Annotated in this window: 17 protein-coding genes; 9 read left to right on the forward strand and 8 right to left on the reverse strand. The window is 41.7% G+C overall.

From position 1 onward, the window contains the following. Positions 1-123: 123 nt before the first annotated feature. Genes AC2CZC_RS22790 through AC2CZC_RS22800 form a run of 3 tightly spaced genes read left to right on the forward strand, consistent with a single transcriptional unit; the run spans position 124 to position 2,205 of the window. Positions 124-1,170: a YjgN family protein gene (locus AC2CZC_RS22790; RefSeq protein ID WP_484585562.1), complete on the forward strand. Its 1,047-nt coding sequence runs from the start codon at positions 124-126 to the stop codon at positions 1,168-1,170. A 2-nt stretch (positions 1,171-1,172) separates the two neighbouring features. Beyond that, on the forward strand, positions 1,173-1,502 hold the full coding sequence (locus AC2CZC_RS22795; protein ID WP_484585563.1) for a hypothetical protein: 330 nt from the start codon (positions 1,173-1,175) through the stop codon (positions 1,500-1,502). After that, the gene (locus AC2CZC_RS22800) at positions 1,447-2,205 is read left to right on the forward strand and encodes a M48 family metallopeptidase (RefSeq protein WP_484585564.1); all 759 of its coding nucleotides are present in this window, start codon (positions 1,447-1,449) and stop codon (positions 2,203-2,205) included. The genes AC2CZC_RS22795 and AC2CZC_RS22800 overlap by 56 nt, the downstream gene beginning before the upstream one ends. A gap of 45 nt (positions 2,206-2,250) precedes the next feature. Here the strand turns inward: AC2CZC_RS22800 and AC2CZC_RS22805 are convergent, their stop codons facing one another. The 4 genes from AC2CZC_RS22805 to AC2CZC_RS22820 form a co-directional block, all read right to left on the reverse strand. After that, the gene (locus AC2CZC_RS22805; RefSeq protein ID WP_484585565.1) at positions 2,251-3,219 is read right to left on the reverse strand and encodes an LNS2 domain-containing protein; all 969 of its coding nucleotides are present in this window, start codon (positions 3,217-3,219) and stop codon (positions 2,251-2,253) included. Positions 3,220-3,427: 208 nt separating this feature from the next. Then, complete coding sequence (locus tag AC2CZC_RS22810) at positions 3,428-4,030, reverse strand: hypothetical protein (protein ID WP_484585566.1); 603 nt, start codon at positions 4,028-4,030, stop codon at positions 3,428-3,430. Between the two features lie 209 nt (positions 4,031-4,239). Next, positions 4,240-4,917 (reverse strand): M15 family metallopeptidase, encoded by a 678-nt coding sequence (locus AC2CZC_RS22815; protein ID WP_484585567.1) that lies wholly within the window; start codon positions 4,915-4,917, stop codon positions 4,240-4,242. Between the two features lie 309 nt (positions 4,918-5,226). Continuing rightward, entirely contained in the window at positions 5,227-6,558 is a 1,332-nt protein-coding gene (locus AC2CZC_RS22820; protein ID WP_484585568.1) for an ABC1 kinase family protein, read from the reverse strand. 220 nt (positions 6,559-6,778) lie between these two features. Between AC2CZC_RS22820 and AC2CZC_RS22825 the strand changes: the two genes are divergently transcribed. The 3 genes from AC2CZC_RS22825 (at position 6,779) to AC2CZC_RS22835 (ending at position 9,323) form a co-directional block, all read left to right on the forward strand. Continuing rightward, positions 6,779-7,483: a substrate-binding periplasmic protein gene (locus tag AC2CZC_RS22825; protein WP_484585569.1), complete on the forward strand. Its 705-nt coding sequence runs from the start codon at positions 6,779-6,781 to the stop codon at positions 7,481-7,483. Positions 7,484-7,606: 123 nt separating this feature from the next. Further along, entirely contained in the window at positions 7,607-8,443 is an 837-nt protein-coding gene (locus tag AC2CZC_RS22830) for a pirin family protein (protein ID WP_484585570.1), read from the forward strand. Between the two features lie 112 nt (positions 8,444-8,555). Then, positions 8,556-9,323 carry an alpha/beta hydrolase gene (locus AC2CZC_RS22835; RefSeq protein ID WP_484585571.1) on the forward strand — a complete coding sequence of 256 codons (768 nt, stop codon included), beginning with the start codon at positions 8,556-8,558 and terminating at the stop codon, positions 9,321-9,323. A 61-nt stretch (positions 9,324-9,384) separates the two neighbouring features. On the opposite strand, the gene AC2CZC_RS22840 is transcribed toward AC2CZC_RS22835, so the two are convergent. Next, positions 9,385-9,858 (reverse strand): LabA-like NYN domain-containing protein, encoded by a 474-nt coding sequence (locus AC2CZC_RS22840; RefSeq protein ID WP_484585572.1) that lies wholly within the window; start codon positions 9,856-9,858, stop codon positions 9,385-9,387. Between the two features lie 119 nt (positions 9,859-9,977). Here AC2CZC_RS22840 and AC2CZC_RS22845 point away from each other — a divergent pair, with 119 nt between their 5' ends. Then, positions 9,978-10,733, forward strand: a complete 756-nt coding sequence (locus AC2CZC_RS22845) for an SDR family oxidoreductase (RefSeq protein WP_484585573.1) — start codon at positions 9,978-9,980, stop codon at positions 10,731-10,733. Between the two features lie 17 nt (positions 10,734-10,750). Here the strand turns inward: AC2CZC_RS22845 and AC2CZC_RS22850 are convergent, their stop codons facing one another. Beyond that, a complete protein-coding gene (locus tag AC2CZC_RS22850; protein ID WP_484585574.1) occupies positions 10,751-11,254 on the reverse strand; it encodes a GrpB family protein in 504 nt (167 codons plus the stop codon). A gap of 188 nt (positions 11,255-11,442) precedes the next feature. Here AC2CZC_RS22850 and AC2CZC_RS22855 point away from each other — a divergent pair, with 188 nt between their 5' ends. Then, positions 11,443-11,880 carry a GNAT family N-acetyltransferase gene (locus AC2CZC_RS22855; RefSeq protein WP_484585575.1) on the forward strand — a complete coding sequence of 146 codons (438 nt, stop codon included), beginning with the start codon at positions 11,443-11,445 and terminating at the stop codon, positions 11,878-11,880. Positions 11,881-11,900: 20 nt separating this feature from the next. On the opposite strand, the gene AC2CZC_RS22860 is transcribed toward AC2CZC_RS22855, so the two are convergent. Both AC2CZC_RS22860 and AC2CZC_RS22865 read right to left on the reverse strand, forming a co-directional pair. Continuing rightward, positions 11,901-12,449, reverse strand: coding sequence for a dihydrofolate reductase family protein (locus AC2CZC_RS22860; protein ID WP_484585576.1), 549 nt, complete (start codon positions 12,447-12,449; stop codon positions 11,901-11,903). Between the two features lie 100 nt (positions 12,450-12,549). Next, positions 12,550-13,125, reverse strand: coding sequence for a DJ-1/PfpI family protein (locus AC2CZC_RS22865; RefSeq protein WP_284020898.1), 576 nt, complete (start codon positions 13,123-13,125; stop codon positions 12,550-12,552). 356 nt (positions 13,126-13,481) lie between these two features. On the opposite strand from AC2CZC_RS22865, the gene AC2CZC_RS22870 reads away from it, so the two are divergent. Continuing rightward, positions 13,482-15,644, forward strand: coding sequence for a M3 family metallopeptidase (locus AC2CZC_RS22870; protein ID WP_484585766.1), 2,163 nt, complete (start codon positions 13,482-13,484; stop codon positions 15,642-15,644). Positions 15,645-15,706: the final 62 nt, after the last annotated feature.

Here is a 15,706-nt window from a genome sequence, read left to right on the forward strand (position 1 = left end):
GAAATATGAAATTCAACCACAACCAATTCTGATTGATAAATATTCGCATATAAATTGGCGATGCGTTGCCTTTTTTGAAACATTCAGTGTATTATAATTGGGTATTACAAGGAGTATAATTATATGGATATAGTGAGCAAGCCGACACAATCAGGCGCAAGCACACCATCATTAGTGCGCTTTACTGGAAATGGAAAAGATTTTTTCGGTATTTGGATCGTCAACCTAATGCTGAGTATTGTGACTCTCGGTGTCTATTCAGCATGGGCAACCGTCAGAACAAAACAGTATTTTTTTAGCAATACACATATCGATAACCACCGTTTCGAATACCTCGCAACACCAATGCAGATCTTAAAAGGCCGGATCATCGCATCAATATTATTGGTGATATACCTGTTTTTTACACATTACTTTCCATTAGTAGGCGCGATATTAGCCCTTATGGTCACACTTTTAGCACCTTGGCTTATCAACCAAAGCTTTAGATTTAATATGCGCATGACGCGCTTTAGAAATGTTCGCTTTAATTTTAAAGGCAGCTATGGCGGTGCGTTTAAGATATTTTTACTCATGCCTCTGCTGTGCGTGTTTACCATGTATTTGTTGCTGCCTTGGACATTGAAAAAAATGGATGAATACCTCCTCACGAATATTCAATTTGGTGACAAAGCATTCTCTGCAAAGCTTTCAACAAGTAAATACCTGAGTGCCTTATTAATCACCTTATTAAGCTCTTTTGTGGCAATTCCCTTTATTGCTGCAGGAATTTATGTTGCTGGTACCAGCTTTGAAGACTCCAGCAAAGTACTGATAACCTTGATACCCGCATACATTGTCTGTATGTATCTATTAAAAGCAATTTATCAGGCGATCATTAGAAACCATGTATTTAACAATGCCGAGATTAAAGAAGTCGCACTGTTTCATTCGGATTTATCTGCGGCGCGTTTTGCCTTCGTTGAAGTAACAAATATACTCGCCATTCTTCTCACCGCAGGCTTGGCATACCCATGGGCGAAAGTTCGTAAAACTAAGGTGCTTGCAGATGCGACTGCGGTCACCATCATGCCCGCAGCTGACAGCATCATTGATACCATGGATAACACTGAATCATCCTTGGGTGATGAAGCATCAAACCTATTTGATGTAGACGTATCTCTGACTTAGCAATGCGTGTTTGCGGCCAACTCTACCCATTTTCGAGCAGTGCATCCTTCGAAGTAGAAGCACTACTCGACAATGGGCAAATACATATTTCTTACGATGTAAATCGTGCGGTACGCTGCTCACTTGATAGCCTATCCTTATCGACGCCAATTCCCGGCGTCGCTACACAAGCATCATTTCCCTCTGGTGAGCGCTTTGTCCCCCACAGTTCAGACTTTGTGTGGCCAGCGCATAAAAAAACACAAGGGCATTGCAAAACTAGAAGGTCATTACGTCATGATCTTCTCAGCACTGCTTCTGACGCCTTTGTTGATTTACGCTCTGTTATTTAAAGTTGTCCCTAGCGCAGCAGTTTGGTTGGTAGATTACGTGCCTGAGTCTGTGGTCGATACCATGGGGCAACAATCCATGTATTTAATTGAAGAAAACTTCCTTTCTGAGAGTGAGCTACCACCAGAGACCCAAAATCAAATCCACCTCATTTGGGATGAAGCCTTAACCGCCGTTGCACTGTCAAAAGAGCGTTATCAACTAGATATCTACGCATCAGAGCACTTTGGCGCCAATGCCTTTGCACTACCCCATGGGCAAATAGTGATAACCGATGACTTAATAGAGGCCTTGGCGGATAATCCCAACGCCATTCGAGCTGTATTTTTACATGAAATTGGCCATGTTGAAGGCAAACATAGTATTCGATTAGCAGCACAAGCATTTGCCGGCACCATTGCTATGAGCTTTATATTTGGAGATATGGAAGGCATACTCGAACTGATTATCGGCTCAGGCAACCTCATCATGGGCGCCCAGTTTTCACAAAAAATGGAGTGGGAAGCGGATGAGTTTGCATTGCAGCGCCTAACCCATATTGGTCATTCCAGTGCAGATTTTGCCGACGCCTTAAAGCGCTTAAAAGCTCTCTCTGAAGCACAGGACAGCACACGCGAAGAAGACGGAACTTGGCTTGAGTACCTCTCTACACACCCAAGCTTAGATGAGCGCATCAAACACGCGCAAACATTCCAAACGAAATAAGGCGGAAGACACTTAGCCGCCCTACTCGATTAAAAATATACAGTATCACTCACACAGTGCAGCTGGGTAATCGTCCACCTGCGTCTGTATATGTTGAAAGTAATTATTAACCTCAATTGGCGTTGTACCATAGTGACCTGCATCATGGCCGATGGTAAAGCTATTACTCGCGCCTAACCCAGCACGTATAAACGCTTCAGCATCTGTTTTTGCATTACCATAAGCACGAACAATATCTAGCCCCTGCGCTTGTAATCGATTTATCTCCGCTATTTTATATTCAGCAGTGCGAAATAAGCTCGTTTCATTGCTCAGCGATGTTCTCAAAAAGCCTTGCGGTAATCCCATCCAATTAAGCCAATCTCTTGTCCCTTTTGCATACCAGTAAACCCGTGCTGTGAGATAAACAGGCTGATAGCCCAGATCCAAATATCGACGCACCAACGAATATGCACCCTCTTTTTCATCCGCTCGAGCAATCCCCGTATAGTCACCAATTTGCTCAGCATCCGACTCAGTCAACGTGCCGTCAATATCAAAAAGCACGGCTTGTGTACCAGCTTGAACCACTGTTACATAACCTTCGGCGCCAGAGTTATCGGCAGGAACCCCTGCATAAATACGGTATTGTCCCGCCTGTAAAGATGGCAACGAAATGCTGGCTTTGCCATCGCGGTTAGTCACTGCGTCTGCCAAGAAACGCCATTGAGTGTCTTGCTCAGAGCGAATGTAAAACTTGACGGTTTCGTACTCTAAATCTTTATGTGCCACGGCCCCATAGTCAAACTTGGCCGTGACGGTGACAGCGTGCCCTTCTACAGAGATTTCATCGTGTACCATATGAAACGCAGGTAACCAAGTGATCAACTTATTTAATCGGTTTCGATATTCTGTGGTCGGCATGTCAGGTTTGGTAAACTTGGCTTCTAGCCATGCTAAATTTGGACAGGTAGGAAGCGCATTTGCTGCGCAAGAAAAACCAGCTATCAATGCCATATAACCCAATTTTTTCATTTTCGTTTCCATCATATTTTTGTCACACGAAGAGTAAATACTCCACATTACAAAATTATTAACAAAAAATTTTCTTTTTCCAGTGACAGGCAAAAAATTTCTTGTGAGGAATTAAACTATGAATATAAGACCATGAATAAATTGGAACTTTATTTATTTTTAAGGGAAAAAAGCAGGCGTAAGAAAATTGTTTCTCAGAAAACTGCCGCTAAAAGTTACTTTTAGCAATGACATCAACTGGGTGTGCAAACTCATCCGGATATTTAAGATACTGCTTTTTACCTTCATATTGCGCAGCGATCCAACCATATTGCGCATGAGAGCGGAACAAATATTCGCCATTGGTAGTCTGCAAACTCCCCTCCACTGAACGCCCATCTAACTTCAGTTTTAGGACAATATGCTGTGATTTATCCTCTGTAAAATATCCAGATGCTACGAGACTGCCTAGCTTAGACTGCTCAATACTGTGAATGGTGATCATGTAACTACGTGCTTGTTGAGGAACATAAAATGCAATTAAGTCAGACTCTTGCAAATTTTTAATACGCCTAATGTTAAACTCTACATAGGCTTGACTGATATATTCATGATTATCAAATAGTGCTTTTCTTGCATTCGTTGAGGCTTTGTTAAAAACAAAGTGTTCTTCATTTTGATGAGATGTGGCATGCTCTAGATTGAGCTCCATATGACCATTCGCAGCATTTAAAGCATGAGGCTTTATTCCATTTGCACATACATTGCTCAGACTTCCCCAAAGAAGACATGCAATAAACAGTGCGACTGCACAGGCTATTCCCTTATACATATCACTATATTAACAATTATAAGCTATTTAGGTACATTAAATGGTGCAAGTAAGTTAATCAAGCAATAAAGGTCTTTTATCAATCACAAAATTTTCACATTGATAAAAAGTCATATGCTTGACATATTAATTTCAATAACTTGCAAGCATTTATTTCTTTACACTCATTTACAATGAATACTTATTTGTCGTTTAAAGGCGGCAAAAATTTACTGAACAGGTTGCGTAAAGTAATGCGTTTTATGGGGTTCATTAATTAATGTAAAGTGCCACCATTCTTCTTTAAGCCCTTTAAAACCTGCCGTATGCATTACCTTCGACAGCAGCATACGGTTGGCTCTTTGCTCAGTACTAATACCTTGATAACTTGGCCAAGACACTTTTGAGAAGAAGTCCCAACCAGAGCCCATATCTAACTCTCGACCTGTTTTTAAGTCAACGACAGTCAAATCAATGGTACTGCCACGAGAATGCCCTGAACGTGCTGCGATATAACCACGCTCGAAAAGCTTATCTTTTGGCACTTCAGGATAGTAGCGTGCTTTGTTTTTAGTATCATCCAGATCTTTTGCCCAACGCACAAAATGATCAACAGCCATCTGTGGTCGATAGCAATCAAATACTTTAAGACCCAAACCAAATGTGTTGAGTTCTCGCTGTGCTAAAACAACCCCTGATGCTGCCGCTGCGCTTAGTAAACATTTAGGCGCTAAATAACCATCGATTTTTTCACCAACAAAGTTATCTTTCGTAAAATAACGGATCTCTGTGTGGATATTTGGCACTTTAGTGGTGATGTCAACAAACTCTGCCGTAGATATCTCTGTGGCAGAGAGTTTTGAAGTAGCCAAAGCGATCAAAACCAGCCCGTAAACTGATGTTTTCATTTAAAACCTCTAAGTACCTTTACTAAAAACAAGTAACACAGTGTGGATTGAAATTATGGAAGAAGTATGGACTAACGACTTGTAATTTCAACAGTTCAGTAAATTACGTGGCAGTGAACACAGTTAGATGATGAGACACCCAAAGCTTAAAGTAGGTGCTTACTTACACTTTTTTACTTATTCATACACTCTATAACGGCATTTCAAACGTAATGTCATAAGCTATAAGTAAGCTACTTTTGGGATGGACAAATGCTATATGCATTATTTTTCAAGGACGATGACTTTTTCACGATGGTAACCCATCGCTTACTGCGCCCCTTGACCAGTTGGCTTAATAAATTGCGAAAACAAATCACTCACTTCAACTCTAGCGCGCAATCTCGCTGCGATTAAGTACAGCCCAGCTAATTTTCGATGTATAAAGAGTGCGTCAACGGGTGGTGTATGCCATTGCCTTTCTCGTGTACTAAGATCCATTCCTTTATCGCGGATCCGAGCTGCAATATCACTTGCAGAAAAGTCGAAAGGTTGTTTTGCTCTGAGCGGCTCTGTTGCCATAAAAAATAATTCCAAAACAATGTCTCGATAGGCATCGTCGATGTCATCGCAAAAATAACCAATTTCATAAATTGCGTCAGTCATGGCGTCTTTATCGTAAGTTTGGCCAGCACGCAATAATGACCAATAGCCTTGAGCAAGGCTCATATTGATTGTACGAGAAGCGCCAAAGTCCAATAGTACGACCTGTTGCATCTTATCGTCATATAGGTAATTAGCTAGATTAGGATCACTTTGAATTGCGCCAAGCTCAAACATCTCAATGAAGAACAATCGGATCAAATCTGTGGCAATTTTATCTCTTTGTGTTTGAGACGCACTGTCATAACACGTCAGCTCTTTTCCAACCACATACTCCATAGCCAATATACTGCCTGTCGAGTACTGCGGGTAAAAATTTGGCACACGATACGCTGGGTCATTTTTTAACCCTTCCTTGAACTCTTGTAAACGCTGGCCCTCTGCAAAGTAGTCTGTCTCAACCAAAAGCTGTTGCTTTGCTTCCTCAATAAGCGGGTCAATCACTACTTGCTTCGGGATCAATCCTGACATTTTTATTAGCATTGCCACATTGTCTACATCGCTATCTATACTATTTGCGACGCCTGGATATTGAATTTTTAAAGCAAGCTTTTCACCTGACTCAGTGGTGGCCTCATGCACTTGGCCAATCGATGCCCTTGCGAAGCTTCTTAATTCTAGATGGCTAAATTTATCTAACCAATCTGGGCCCCAATTCTGTTTAAGCAACTGTACTAGCTGTTTATGCGGCATTGGCTGAGCATCAGCACGTAGTTTTTCTAACAGTACAGCCAGCTCTTTAGGTAGCAGATCACCTGCATCCATAGACACCAGCTGACCAAGCTTCATCGCAGCCCCTCTGAGATGGGCTAGCTTATCTGCCACTGCATGCACATTTTTAGGCTGTAACAGCAGTTCTTTTTTATTCACACTTTGCCCTGAAAGCACTTGTTTTGCGCCAGAGAGCACAACATTAGAGGCAACTTTAGAAGCCAATCCACCCAAATGGGCTAACCGAGAGATACGTGAGGATGGAACCCGCTTACTTTTATCTGTCATTTTTAAAACCAATCAAGTTTATGTTGTGCGTGCGCAATAAAGGTACTTTGCTTTTTGCTATTTGGATCAATATTGTGACCGCAGTGATACAAAAAGCATAGAGAGATCACACCGAGTATATCAAAATCAATACGTTACCCCCAACGCTCAAGCACATCCTTTTATTAAATAAGCTCTGCGCTATACTTTGGGTAGTTTTATAAATCACCCACTGTCGCCAATGAAGTATTTGATTGCAGCTTTTTTTTTACTATTCACCCAGCCTCTATATGGCCAAACCTACCATTTTGTCTCGATCAATTATCTCATTGAACAAGAAGTAGGGCGAATTGTATTAACTGAAGTCTATAAGCAATTAAATATTCAAATTACCATTACGCCATTACCAGGAAAGCGGGCACAATTTGAGGCACAAACAGGGCTTAAACATGGTGAAATTATGCGCATTTTTAGTTACGGTGATGAAACACCTACAACAATTAGAGTACCTACACCATATTATTCCCTTGAAACAGCAGCATTTGTTCGAACAGACAGTAACGTTAATATCAAAACAGCTGCTGATCTACATGAATACCATATCGTTAAAGTAAGAGGGGTAAAGCATACTAACAATATCACCCAAGGCATGAAACACGTTGAAGATATGGATACGACAGAGCAAATACTAAAACTTGTTTCAAAAGGACTCGCAGATGTGGCACTCACCAATAAAATGGATGGCGTTATGTATTTAAAGAAGCTTGGAATAAACAATGTCGTGCATGGCCGAAGCTTGGCAGAGCTTGATTTATATCACTATATACACGAATCACAGAAACACCTTGTACCTTTAGTAAACGGCAAACTCAGTGAAATGAAAAAGTCCGGAGAGCTAGAACGACTCATTAAAATGGCTGAAAAACAAGTGATGTCAGCACAATAAACATGATGCTTGAACAAGATTAAACATTCTTAAAATAAGAACAAACACTTCTCTTTTTATCAATTTTATTCGACTAGATTGATAGCTATATTACACTTATTGGCACATATAAGTGAGACAGCTATGAAAGTTTTAAGGCTAACTAAAGCACAAGCAACGCAAGATGGGGCAGGTGTAAAAATACAACGGATCGCTGGGTTTGATGGAAAAAGCATAGACCCATTTTTAATGATCGATGAACTCAAATCCGACAACACACAAGACTTTATTGGTGGCTTTCCAGCACACCCCCATCGCGGAATTGAAACATTTACCTACATTCGTAAGGGGGGCTTCGAGCATCAAGATCAAATGGGAAATAAAAAAGCCATCCGCGCAGGACAAGTGCAATGGATGAGCACAGGTAGGGGCGTTATCCATTCTGAAATGCCATTAGCAGATGCAAAGCAGGGGATGCATGGCTTTCAAATATGGCTAAATATGCCAGCGAAAGACAAAATGAACCCACCGAAATATCAAGACTCTAGTGCTCGTCCATTGCCAACGATCACCACTGCTAGCAAAGCGACCTTAACCGCACTGGCCGGTGAGTGGCAAACAGCGGGCAAAACAATTACTTCCGATTTGAATCAATTAGCAGGCGATGGCGCGATCAGTGATATCTCTCTGCCAGTTAATAGTGCCTTAAGCTTAGATTTATCACACTTTGGTAAAGTCGTTGCCTATATCCACTCTGGCCGATTAAAAGACACAGCTCATCAAGCTGGATATCTCCTTACCTTAGACCCAAAGACACCCATAGTTTTGGAAACAGCAGAGCACGAAGCAGGGCTTTTGCTACTTGCAGGTCAGCCGATTAACGAACGCATTGCCCATATGGGACCATTTGTGATGAATACCCAAGCCGAGATTCAGCAGGCGGTCCGGGATTATCATGCCGGCTTATTTGGTAATATTTAGCAAATACTGTCAACCCCGTTTACAGATGACAAACTGATATTTTTCAAGTATTTACTATTAATTGAGTGCAGCCTATAATCGCTGCGCTTTAATTAACAAGGAAATTAACTCAGTGAAAAAGTCAGTCCTCGCGTTTATAACGATAATAACAACCTATGCCAGTGCAAGTGGCAGCGAGATCAATGTATTGCACGACGAAGCTCGAAAAAGATCTATTCCCATTGAAATTAATCAGCCAACCAATGCAGCTTTTTGCACAAAAGACAATCCGTGCCCAGTCGCTTTTATCAGTGCAGGTTATGGTGAATCTCATCAAAATTATCAATTCCTCAGTGATACATTGGCGCATCAAGGCTACCTTTCGGTGTCTATTCGCCATGAGCTAAAAGCTGATCCCCCTCTATCTGTGACCGGCAATTTATTCCAGACTCGACAAGAAAATTGGCAACGAGGGGCAAAAACACTGGACTTTGTGCGCTCAACCCTAGCAACAGACTATCCAGAATATGACTTTGATAACCTCTTGCTCGTTGGCCACTCCAATGGCGGAGATATATCCGCACTATTAATCAACCAGGGCAAAACATATGTCTCTGGACTGGTCACATTTGATCATCGACGTGTACCACTGCCACGCAATAAAACGGTCTCTGTGCTCTCCATTCGCGGCAGTGACTTTCCAGCAGACAAGGGCGTTTTGTACACGGAAAAAGAATTGCAAACTTACCCTGGGTGTGTGATTAAAATTCCCAACTCAAAGCACAATGATATGACAGATGCAGGGCCAATGTGGCTAAAAAAATCAATGTCAGCATTATTCAAAGGACATTTAAATGGCCAATCTTGTCAGCGGTTGCAGAGCAAAATAACAGAAAAATAGAAGGGCAGTATAGCTCCAATTGCCATAGGTTGCGTTTCGCCGCACCCTATGGCAAATAACGCTATAAAAGCAAAGAAGATTCTATCGGGGTAAACTGAGTGGCGACATTCATCAAACTCGCAGCTGTCAAGGAAGGTACACCATACACATGCGCCTCTGATTGATATTTATTACGTACCGTATTTAGTAAAATATCAAAGTCACCATCTCCTGATGCCAAAATTATTAAGTCAGAATCCTTAGCTGACTCAAGCACATCAATGGTGATCCCAACATCCCAATCTCCTTTTGCAGTGCCATCCGAGCGCTGGATAAAAGGCTTTAGTTTGACCTCAAACCCGATGGCCCTAAGAATATTTTGAAATTGGCGCTGCTTTTCATCGCCTCGGTCTATCGCATAGGCATATGCGTTGACTACTTGTCGATTGTGCGTTACTTCAGCCCAAAAACGGTTGTAATCAAAATTACGCTGATAAGCGCTCCGAGTGGTGTAATAAATATTTTGTACGTCCACAAAAATGCTCACAGTTTGCATTAAGCTCTCTCGACAATTCGCTGATGAATAAAAACCTTAGTCTAACATCAATGCAACGAATGACCATGCGCAAAGCAGCTATAGTGTATAAGGATAAACAAATAGCAAAGGAATAACGTATGAATAAAGAATTACAAGGTAAGGTTGCATTGATCACTGGCGGCGCTAAAAACATGGGGCAGGCATTCGCTATCAATTTAGCATCAAAAGGATGCAACATCGTCATACACTATCACAGTGATAATGCCTTTAGTGAGGCAGAAAAAACAGCGGCACATATTCAAACGCTTGGACAAAAAGCACTGATAGTCCAAGGCGACCTTACCAACACCTCTCATGTCACAAATCTCTTTTTACAAACATTAGAAGCATTTGGTCGCATTGATATCGTTATTAATAATGCCGGTAGTGTGCTCAAAAAAGCATTTGTTGACTATTGTGAAAACGATTTTGATAACTTATTTAATATCAACTGCAAAGGTGCTTTTTTTGTCATGCAAGAAGCGGCCAAAACCCTTGAAGACAATGGCAGGATCATCAACATTGGTACATCATTGTTAGGAGCATTTACTGGCGATTACTCGCTCTATGCAGGCTCTAAGGCACCGCTTGAGCAATTTACCAGAGCGCTTGCCAAAGAAATCGGCAATAGGGGGATCACAGTCAATTTGGTTTGCCCAGGTCCCATTGATACTGATTTTTTCCACCAACAAGAAACACCTGAATCTGTGGCTTATTTAAGTGCCGCCAGTGTTTCTCAGCGACTTGGCGCCATCGATGACATTGTACCAACCGTCGCGTTTCTCGCTTCACCTCAGTCTCAATGGACAACAGGCCAAACACTGTTTATAAATGGCGGCTTTATCACGCGATAAATGCAATGGACTTTTCATCATGAAGAGCCCACAGAAGCCAGTACTTTCTCAATAAAGGGCCATTTTTGTTGTGTATAGATCTCTCGGTTATGACGATGAATTTGCGCTAGTGTTTGCTTTAAATGTGCGTATTGCCCAGCCACCTTAGCGTTCGTGCGAAGAATATCTCTAAAATTAATGTGCTCAAACCAAAGCGGACTTTGGTTGGGGATCAAATGCACATGATGCGTTCTAAACTCTGGCGAGGGGCGACAAAACCAATGCATTTGCTCAGGTTTGTATGGGTAATAGCAATATCCATTGGTGCTCAGTACATCAATCGCGCCACGTGCATCTTTTAAGTTATTTACCCCGACCATAATATCAATAATGGGTTTCGCAATCATGCCAGGGACAGATGTACTGCCAACATGTTCAATGTCACCTACCACCCAAGGTGCAATCAATGCTTGGAGTCGATCGCGTTCCTTTTTAAATTGACTGGGCCAAGTTTCATCATAGTTGACGAGCGCAATATTCATCTTTTCTCCTAATTATTCTCACGTTAAGACGCTAAGCTCATCTTTATGTTTAGTACGCTCACACCCACCAGCTAATTTAAAATCAAAATAGACCAGCAATCCAAGTTTTGTCACTTTTGTTTCGTAGAGTGTTTAGGTAAAGGTAATCATACTTTGCAAGACAATGCTTTCTTAGCACAGAGGTGAATATGAATATCATACTTCAGGTCGCCACAGAGTCAGACAAAGACTTTCTGCTGTCTTTACGCACGCAAACAATGACAGAACATTTAGAACGGCAAGGGATCTTCTTATCTCAAGAAGCTCATCTAAGTCGCCTAGAAGAGCACTACCAATATGCCAATATCGTTTATGTAAACAATGAAAAGATAGGCTGTCTTAGATACAAGGCCACTGTGCTCAGCCTTGAGATTATGCAAATACAAGTGTTACCGCAATTTCAAAATAAAGGTTTTGGCTGTGCCATACTCAAACAGCTTTTAGGCCAATATCCACATCTTCCAACGCGTTTGAGTGTACTAAAAAAAAGCCCGGCTACACGCTTTTATCGCAAGCTCGGTTTTGTTGTACATGCCGAAGATGAGTTTGAGTACCACATGATGTTATTACCGAAGTTTAACGGCTAGATAGAGACTGTCAGCCCCCTTTACACCAAGGGGGGCTTTTCAATTTGATAATGAGATTGCACTAATTGTCCTATCAACACGGACGTCGCAAGCAAGCTTATCTTTCCTTGCAAAGGTTCACTTGGTAACCACTTTAAACCTTGTCCCAATACCACAGGTACAGTGAGCACAATTAATTCGTCGATCAGGCCTTTGGTTAGAAAGCTTTGCACCAACTTTCCACCATCTATATAAAGTCGGTAATGACCCAACTGATGCAGTTGAGATACAACTTCTTGCTCACTGGCACATACTAGATAAGCTTTGCCTTTGCTTTGCTCTGGCAACTTTTCAAGGGACTGACTCAACACAAATACAGGTTTATCATAAGGCCACTGGCCATAGCGCATTACTTGCTCAAAGGTATTTTTGCCCATCACAATTGCATCTATGTCGGCCATGAAGTTACCAAATCCCAAATCGCTATGCTCTGGGTTGTCAATTTTCGAGAGCCAATCAATGTTACCATGCTGATCTGCAATATAACCATCTAAGCTTTGTGCTAAATATACTGTGTTTTTTGTCTTCATTACCTTAACCGCTTGCCTTAGCCAATGATTATGTATCGGCTAAAAGTCTAGATTAATTAGCTGCTTTGATACAGTTTTTAGTAAAAAAGCGCTCAAGCAATTATAGTTCAGACCACAAATAATCCATTTGGTGGGCCGTTTTCCTCGCCACATCAAAACCAAACCTTTTTTTCACCATATCCAGGCTCATATCGATACCCGAAGCCACACCCGCTGAGCTAGTAAAATTTTGATCTGTGACGAATCTTTTGTCATTGACCACAGATAGGTGAGGGTACTTTTGACTTAACTCTTCAATGCGTTGCCAGTGGGTTGTGACAGTTTTTCCTTCAATTAAACCTGCTTTTGCAAACAAAAAAACACCACTGCATATTGAAGCACAGTGCCGTGTATGCGTTGCCGTTTCAGCCAACCAATCTAATACCGCTTGATTATCTATCACTCGGTCAAGCTTGCCGCCAGCGACAATCAATAAATCAAACCTAGGGTGGCCGTGTATGCAAAAGTGAGGATTAATTGATAAATCGCCCCGCGCTCTAATCGGCGAGTTGCTAGGTGCAATTAAACTGACATTAATGGGACGTTTTGAAATGCGAGAGGCAGTTGTGAACACTTCGAGCGGACCGCAAAAGTCCATGGACTCGACGCCATTATAAATAAAGATACCAATTTCCATGATGTCATCACGGGTTTGTAGTATGTGTCATTAAAGTGGCTCAATTTTAATCAACAATCAAGGGAAAGTTTTATGAAAGCAATTAAAATTTACTAAAAACAAACATTGAAAAATAAAAAATTTCATTGTTTTTTCGATAAACAGTAGCTTATCAGCGATAGAATCACCGACTTATACTACCTAAACATTTTGCAATACTTTTACTTTTCAACAAATTTGCACTTTACCGGTATTGCAGTAGTATGTCCCCGAAACAGCAAGCTTGTATCTCCAAAACATCAGATATAGCGACCAATATTTGGTCAGGATTACAACGTAAAGACTCACAATTATCAATCGAACAAACTGAGAACACTATGAAATTAAAAATGTCATTTTTAAGCGCTGCGGTATGTTTAGCGCTAGCTGGATGTGGCACGACCCCTAGCTCACAAGACTCAGCTCCAGTTGAACAAGTAAAAAAACAATACTCGAACCCATTATTAAAAGAATATACCGGCCCTTATCAGGGGGTTCCTCAGTTTGGCGAGATGAAGCTAGAAGATTTAGTACCAGCGGCAGAAATTGCGCTTGCTGAGCAACTGGCTGAGCTTGATGCTATCGTCAACAACACTGACGCACCTACATTTGAAAACACCATTGCAGCACTTGAACGCTCGGGAAGCGCTGTAGACAATATGTACCCTTATTTCGTTACCTATATTACGAACCTGTCCTCACCGGAAGTGCGCAAACAGCAAGCTATTGTGATGGCAAAGATGTCTGAGTTCGAATCTAAGCGTAACCAAAACAAAGCACTATTCCAACGTGTAAAAACGGTTTATGAAGGTGCTGAATTTAAAACATTGACGCCAGAGCAACAACGCGTCACTTGGAGTCAATACAATAGCTTTGCTCGTCATGGCGCAACCTTGGAAGGCGAAAATGCTGAGCGTTATGCAGAGATCAACCTACAGCTATCAAAACTATACACGCAATTTGGTAATAACGTACTAGCAGATGAAGAAGGTTACACCACTTTCTTGACCAAAGATCAGCTATCTGGCTTGCCACAAGCATTTATTGATTCAGCAGCAAGTGCAGCTGAGAAGAAAGGCCAACCAGGTAAATATGCGATCACCAATACACGTTCATCAATGGATCCGTTTTTAACCTACTCAACTGAACGTGAACTACGTAAAGCAGTCTGGCAAAACTACTACAGCCGCGGAAACAATGCAGGAGAGCACAACAACAAAGCGGTGATCTCAGAGATCCTAAAACTGCGTCGCGAGCGTGTTGAACTGCTTGGCTACGAAGACTATGCGCAGTGGCGATTAGAAGACCGCATGGCGAAAAACCCAGAAAATGCCATCGCCTTAATGGATAAAGTATGGCCTGCTGCTATTGCACGCGTTAAAGAAGAAGTTGCAGATATGCAAGCAATCGCGGATAAAGACGGTGAAAATATTACAATTGAGCCTTGGGATTACCGTTTTTATGCAGAAAAAGTACGTAAAGCAAAATATGACCTAGACTCAAATGAAATTAAGCAGTACTTGCAATTAGACAAGCTCACTGATGCCATGTTCTATGTTGCAGGCCGCCTATTTAACTATGAGTTTTCACCTATCCAAGATGGCTCTGTGCCAGTTTATCATGAAGATGTAAAGGTATGGGAAGTCACAGATAAAACAACAGGTAAGCATATTGGTTTATGGTATTTAGACCCGTTTGCTCGTCAAGGTAAGCGCTCTGGTGCATGGGCTGTATCATTCCGTAGCCATACTTCTATGGATGGCAAAACTAATGTACTCAGTACCAACAACTCTAACTTCGTTAAAGGCCCTGAAGACAAAGCAACACTTGTATCATGGAGCGATGCAGAAACTTATTTCCATGAGTTTGGTCACTCACTACACGCGCTATCTTCAAACGTGAAATACCCAAGTTCAAACGCAGGTGTACGTGACTATACTGAGTTTCAGTCACAATTGCTTGAGCGCTGGTTGTCTACCGAAGAAGTTATCAATAAATTCTTAGTTCATCATGAGACTGGCAAGCCAATGCCACAATCTTTAGTCAAGAAAATCAAAGAGTCTGCAACTTTCAACCAAGGTTTTGCAACCACTGAATACTTGGCATCTGCCATTATGGATATGAAGTTCCACACAACTGATCCAGATAAAATTGGCGACCCTGTAGCGTTTGAAAAAGCACAACTTGAAGCGATTGGTATGCCTAGCGAAGTTGTTATGCGCCATAGAACAACACACTTTGGCCATGTTTTCTCAGGCGAAGGCTATGCTACCGCTTACTACGGTTACCTATGGGCAGAAGTACTGACGTCAGATGCTGCTGAAGCGTTTGCCAATGCACCAGGTGGTTTTTACGATAAAGACGTTGCTAAACGTTTGGTAGACTACTTATTTGCAGTTAGAAATGCGATGGACCCAGCTGAAGCTTATCGCAAGTTCCGTGGTCGTGACGCAGATGTCAGTGCATTGATGCGCGACAGAGGTTTCCCAGAGACCAAGTAATATTGGCTTTTTGACCACAAAAAGGGCATATTCAATATGCCCTTTTTCTACTTAGTTCACAC

Source organism: Pseudoalteromonas sp. MMG033, assembly GCF_057197785.1.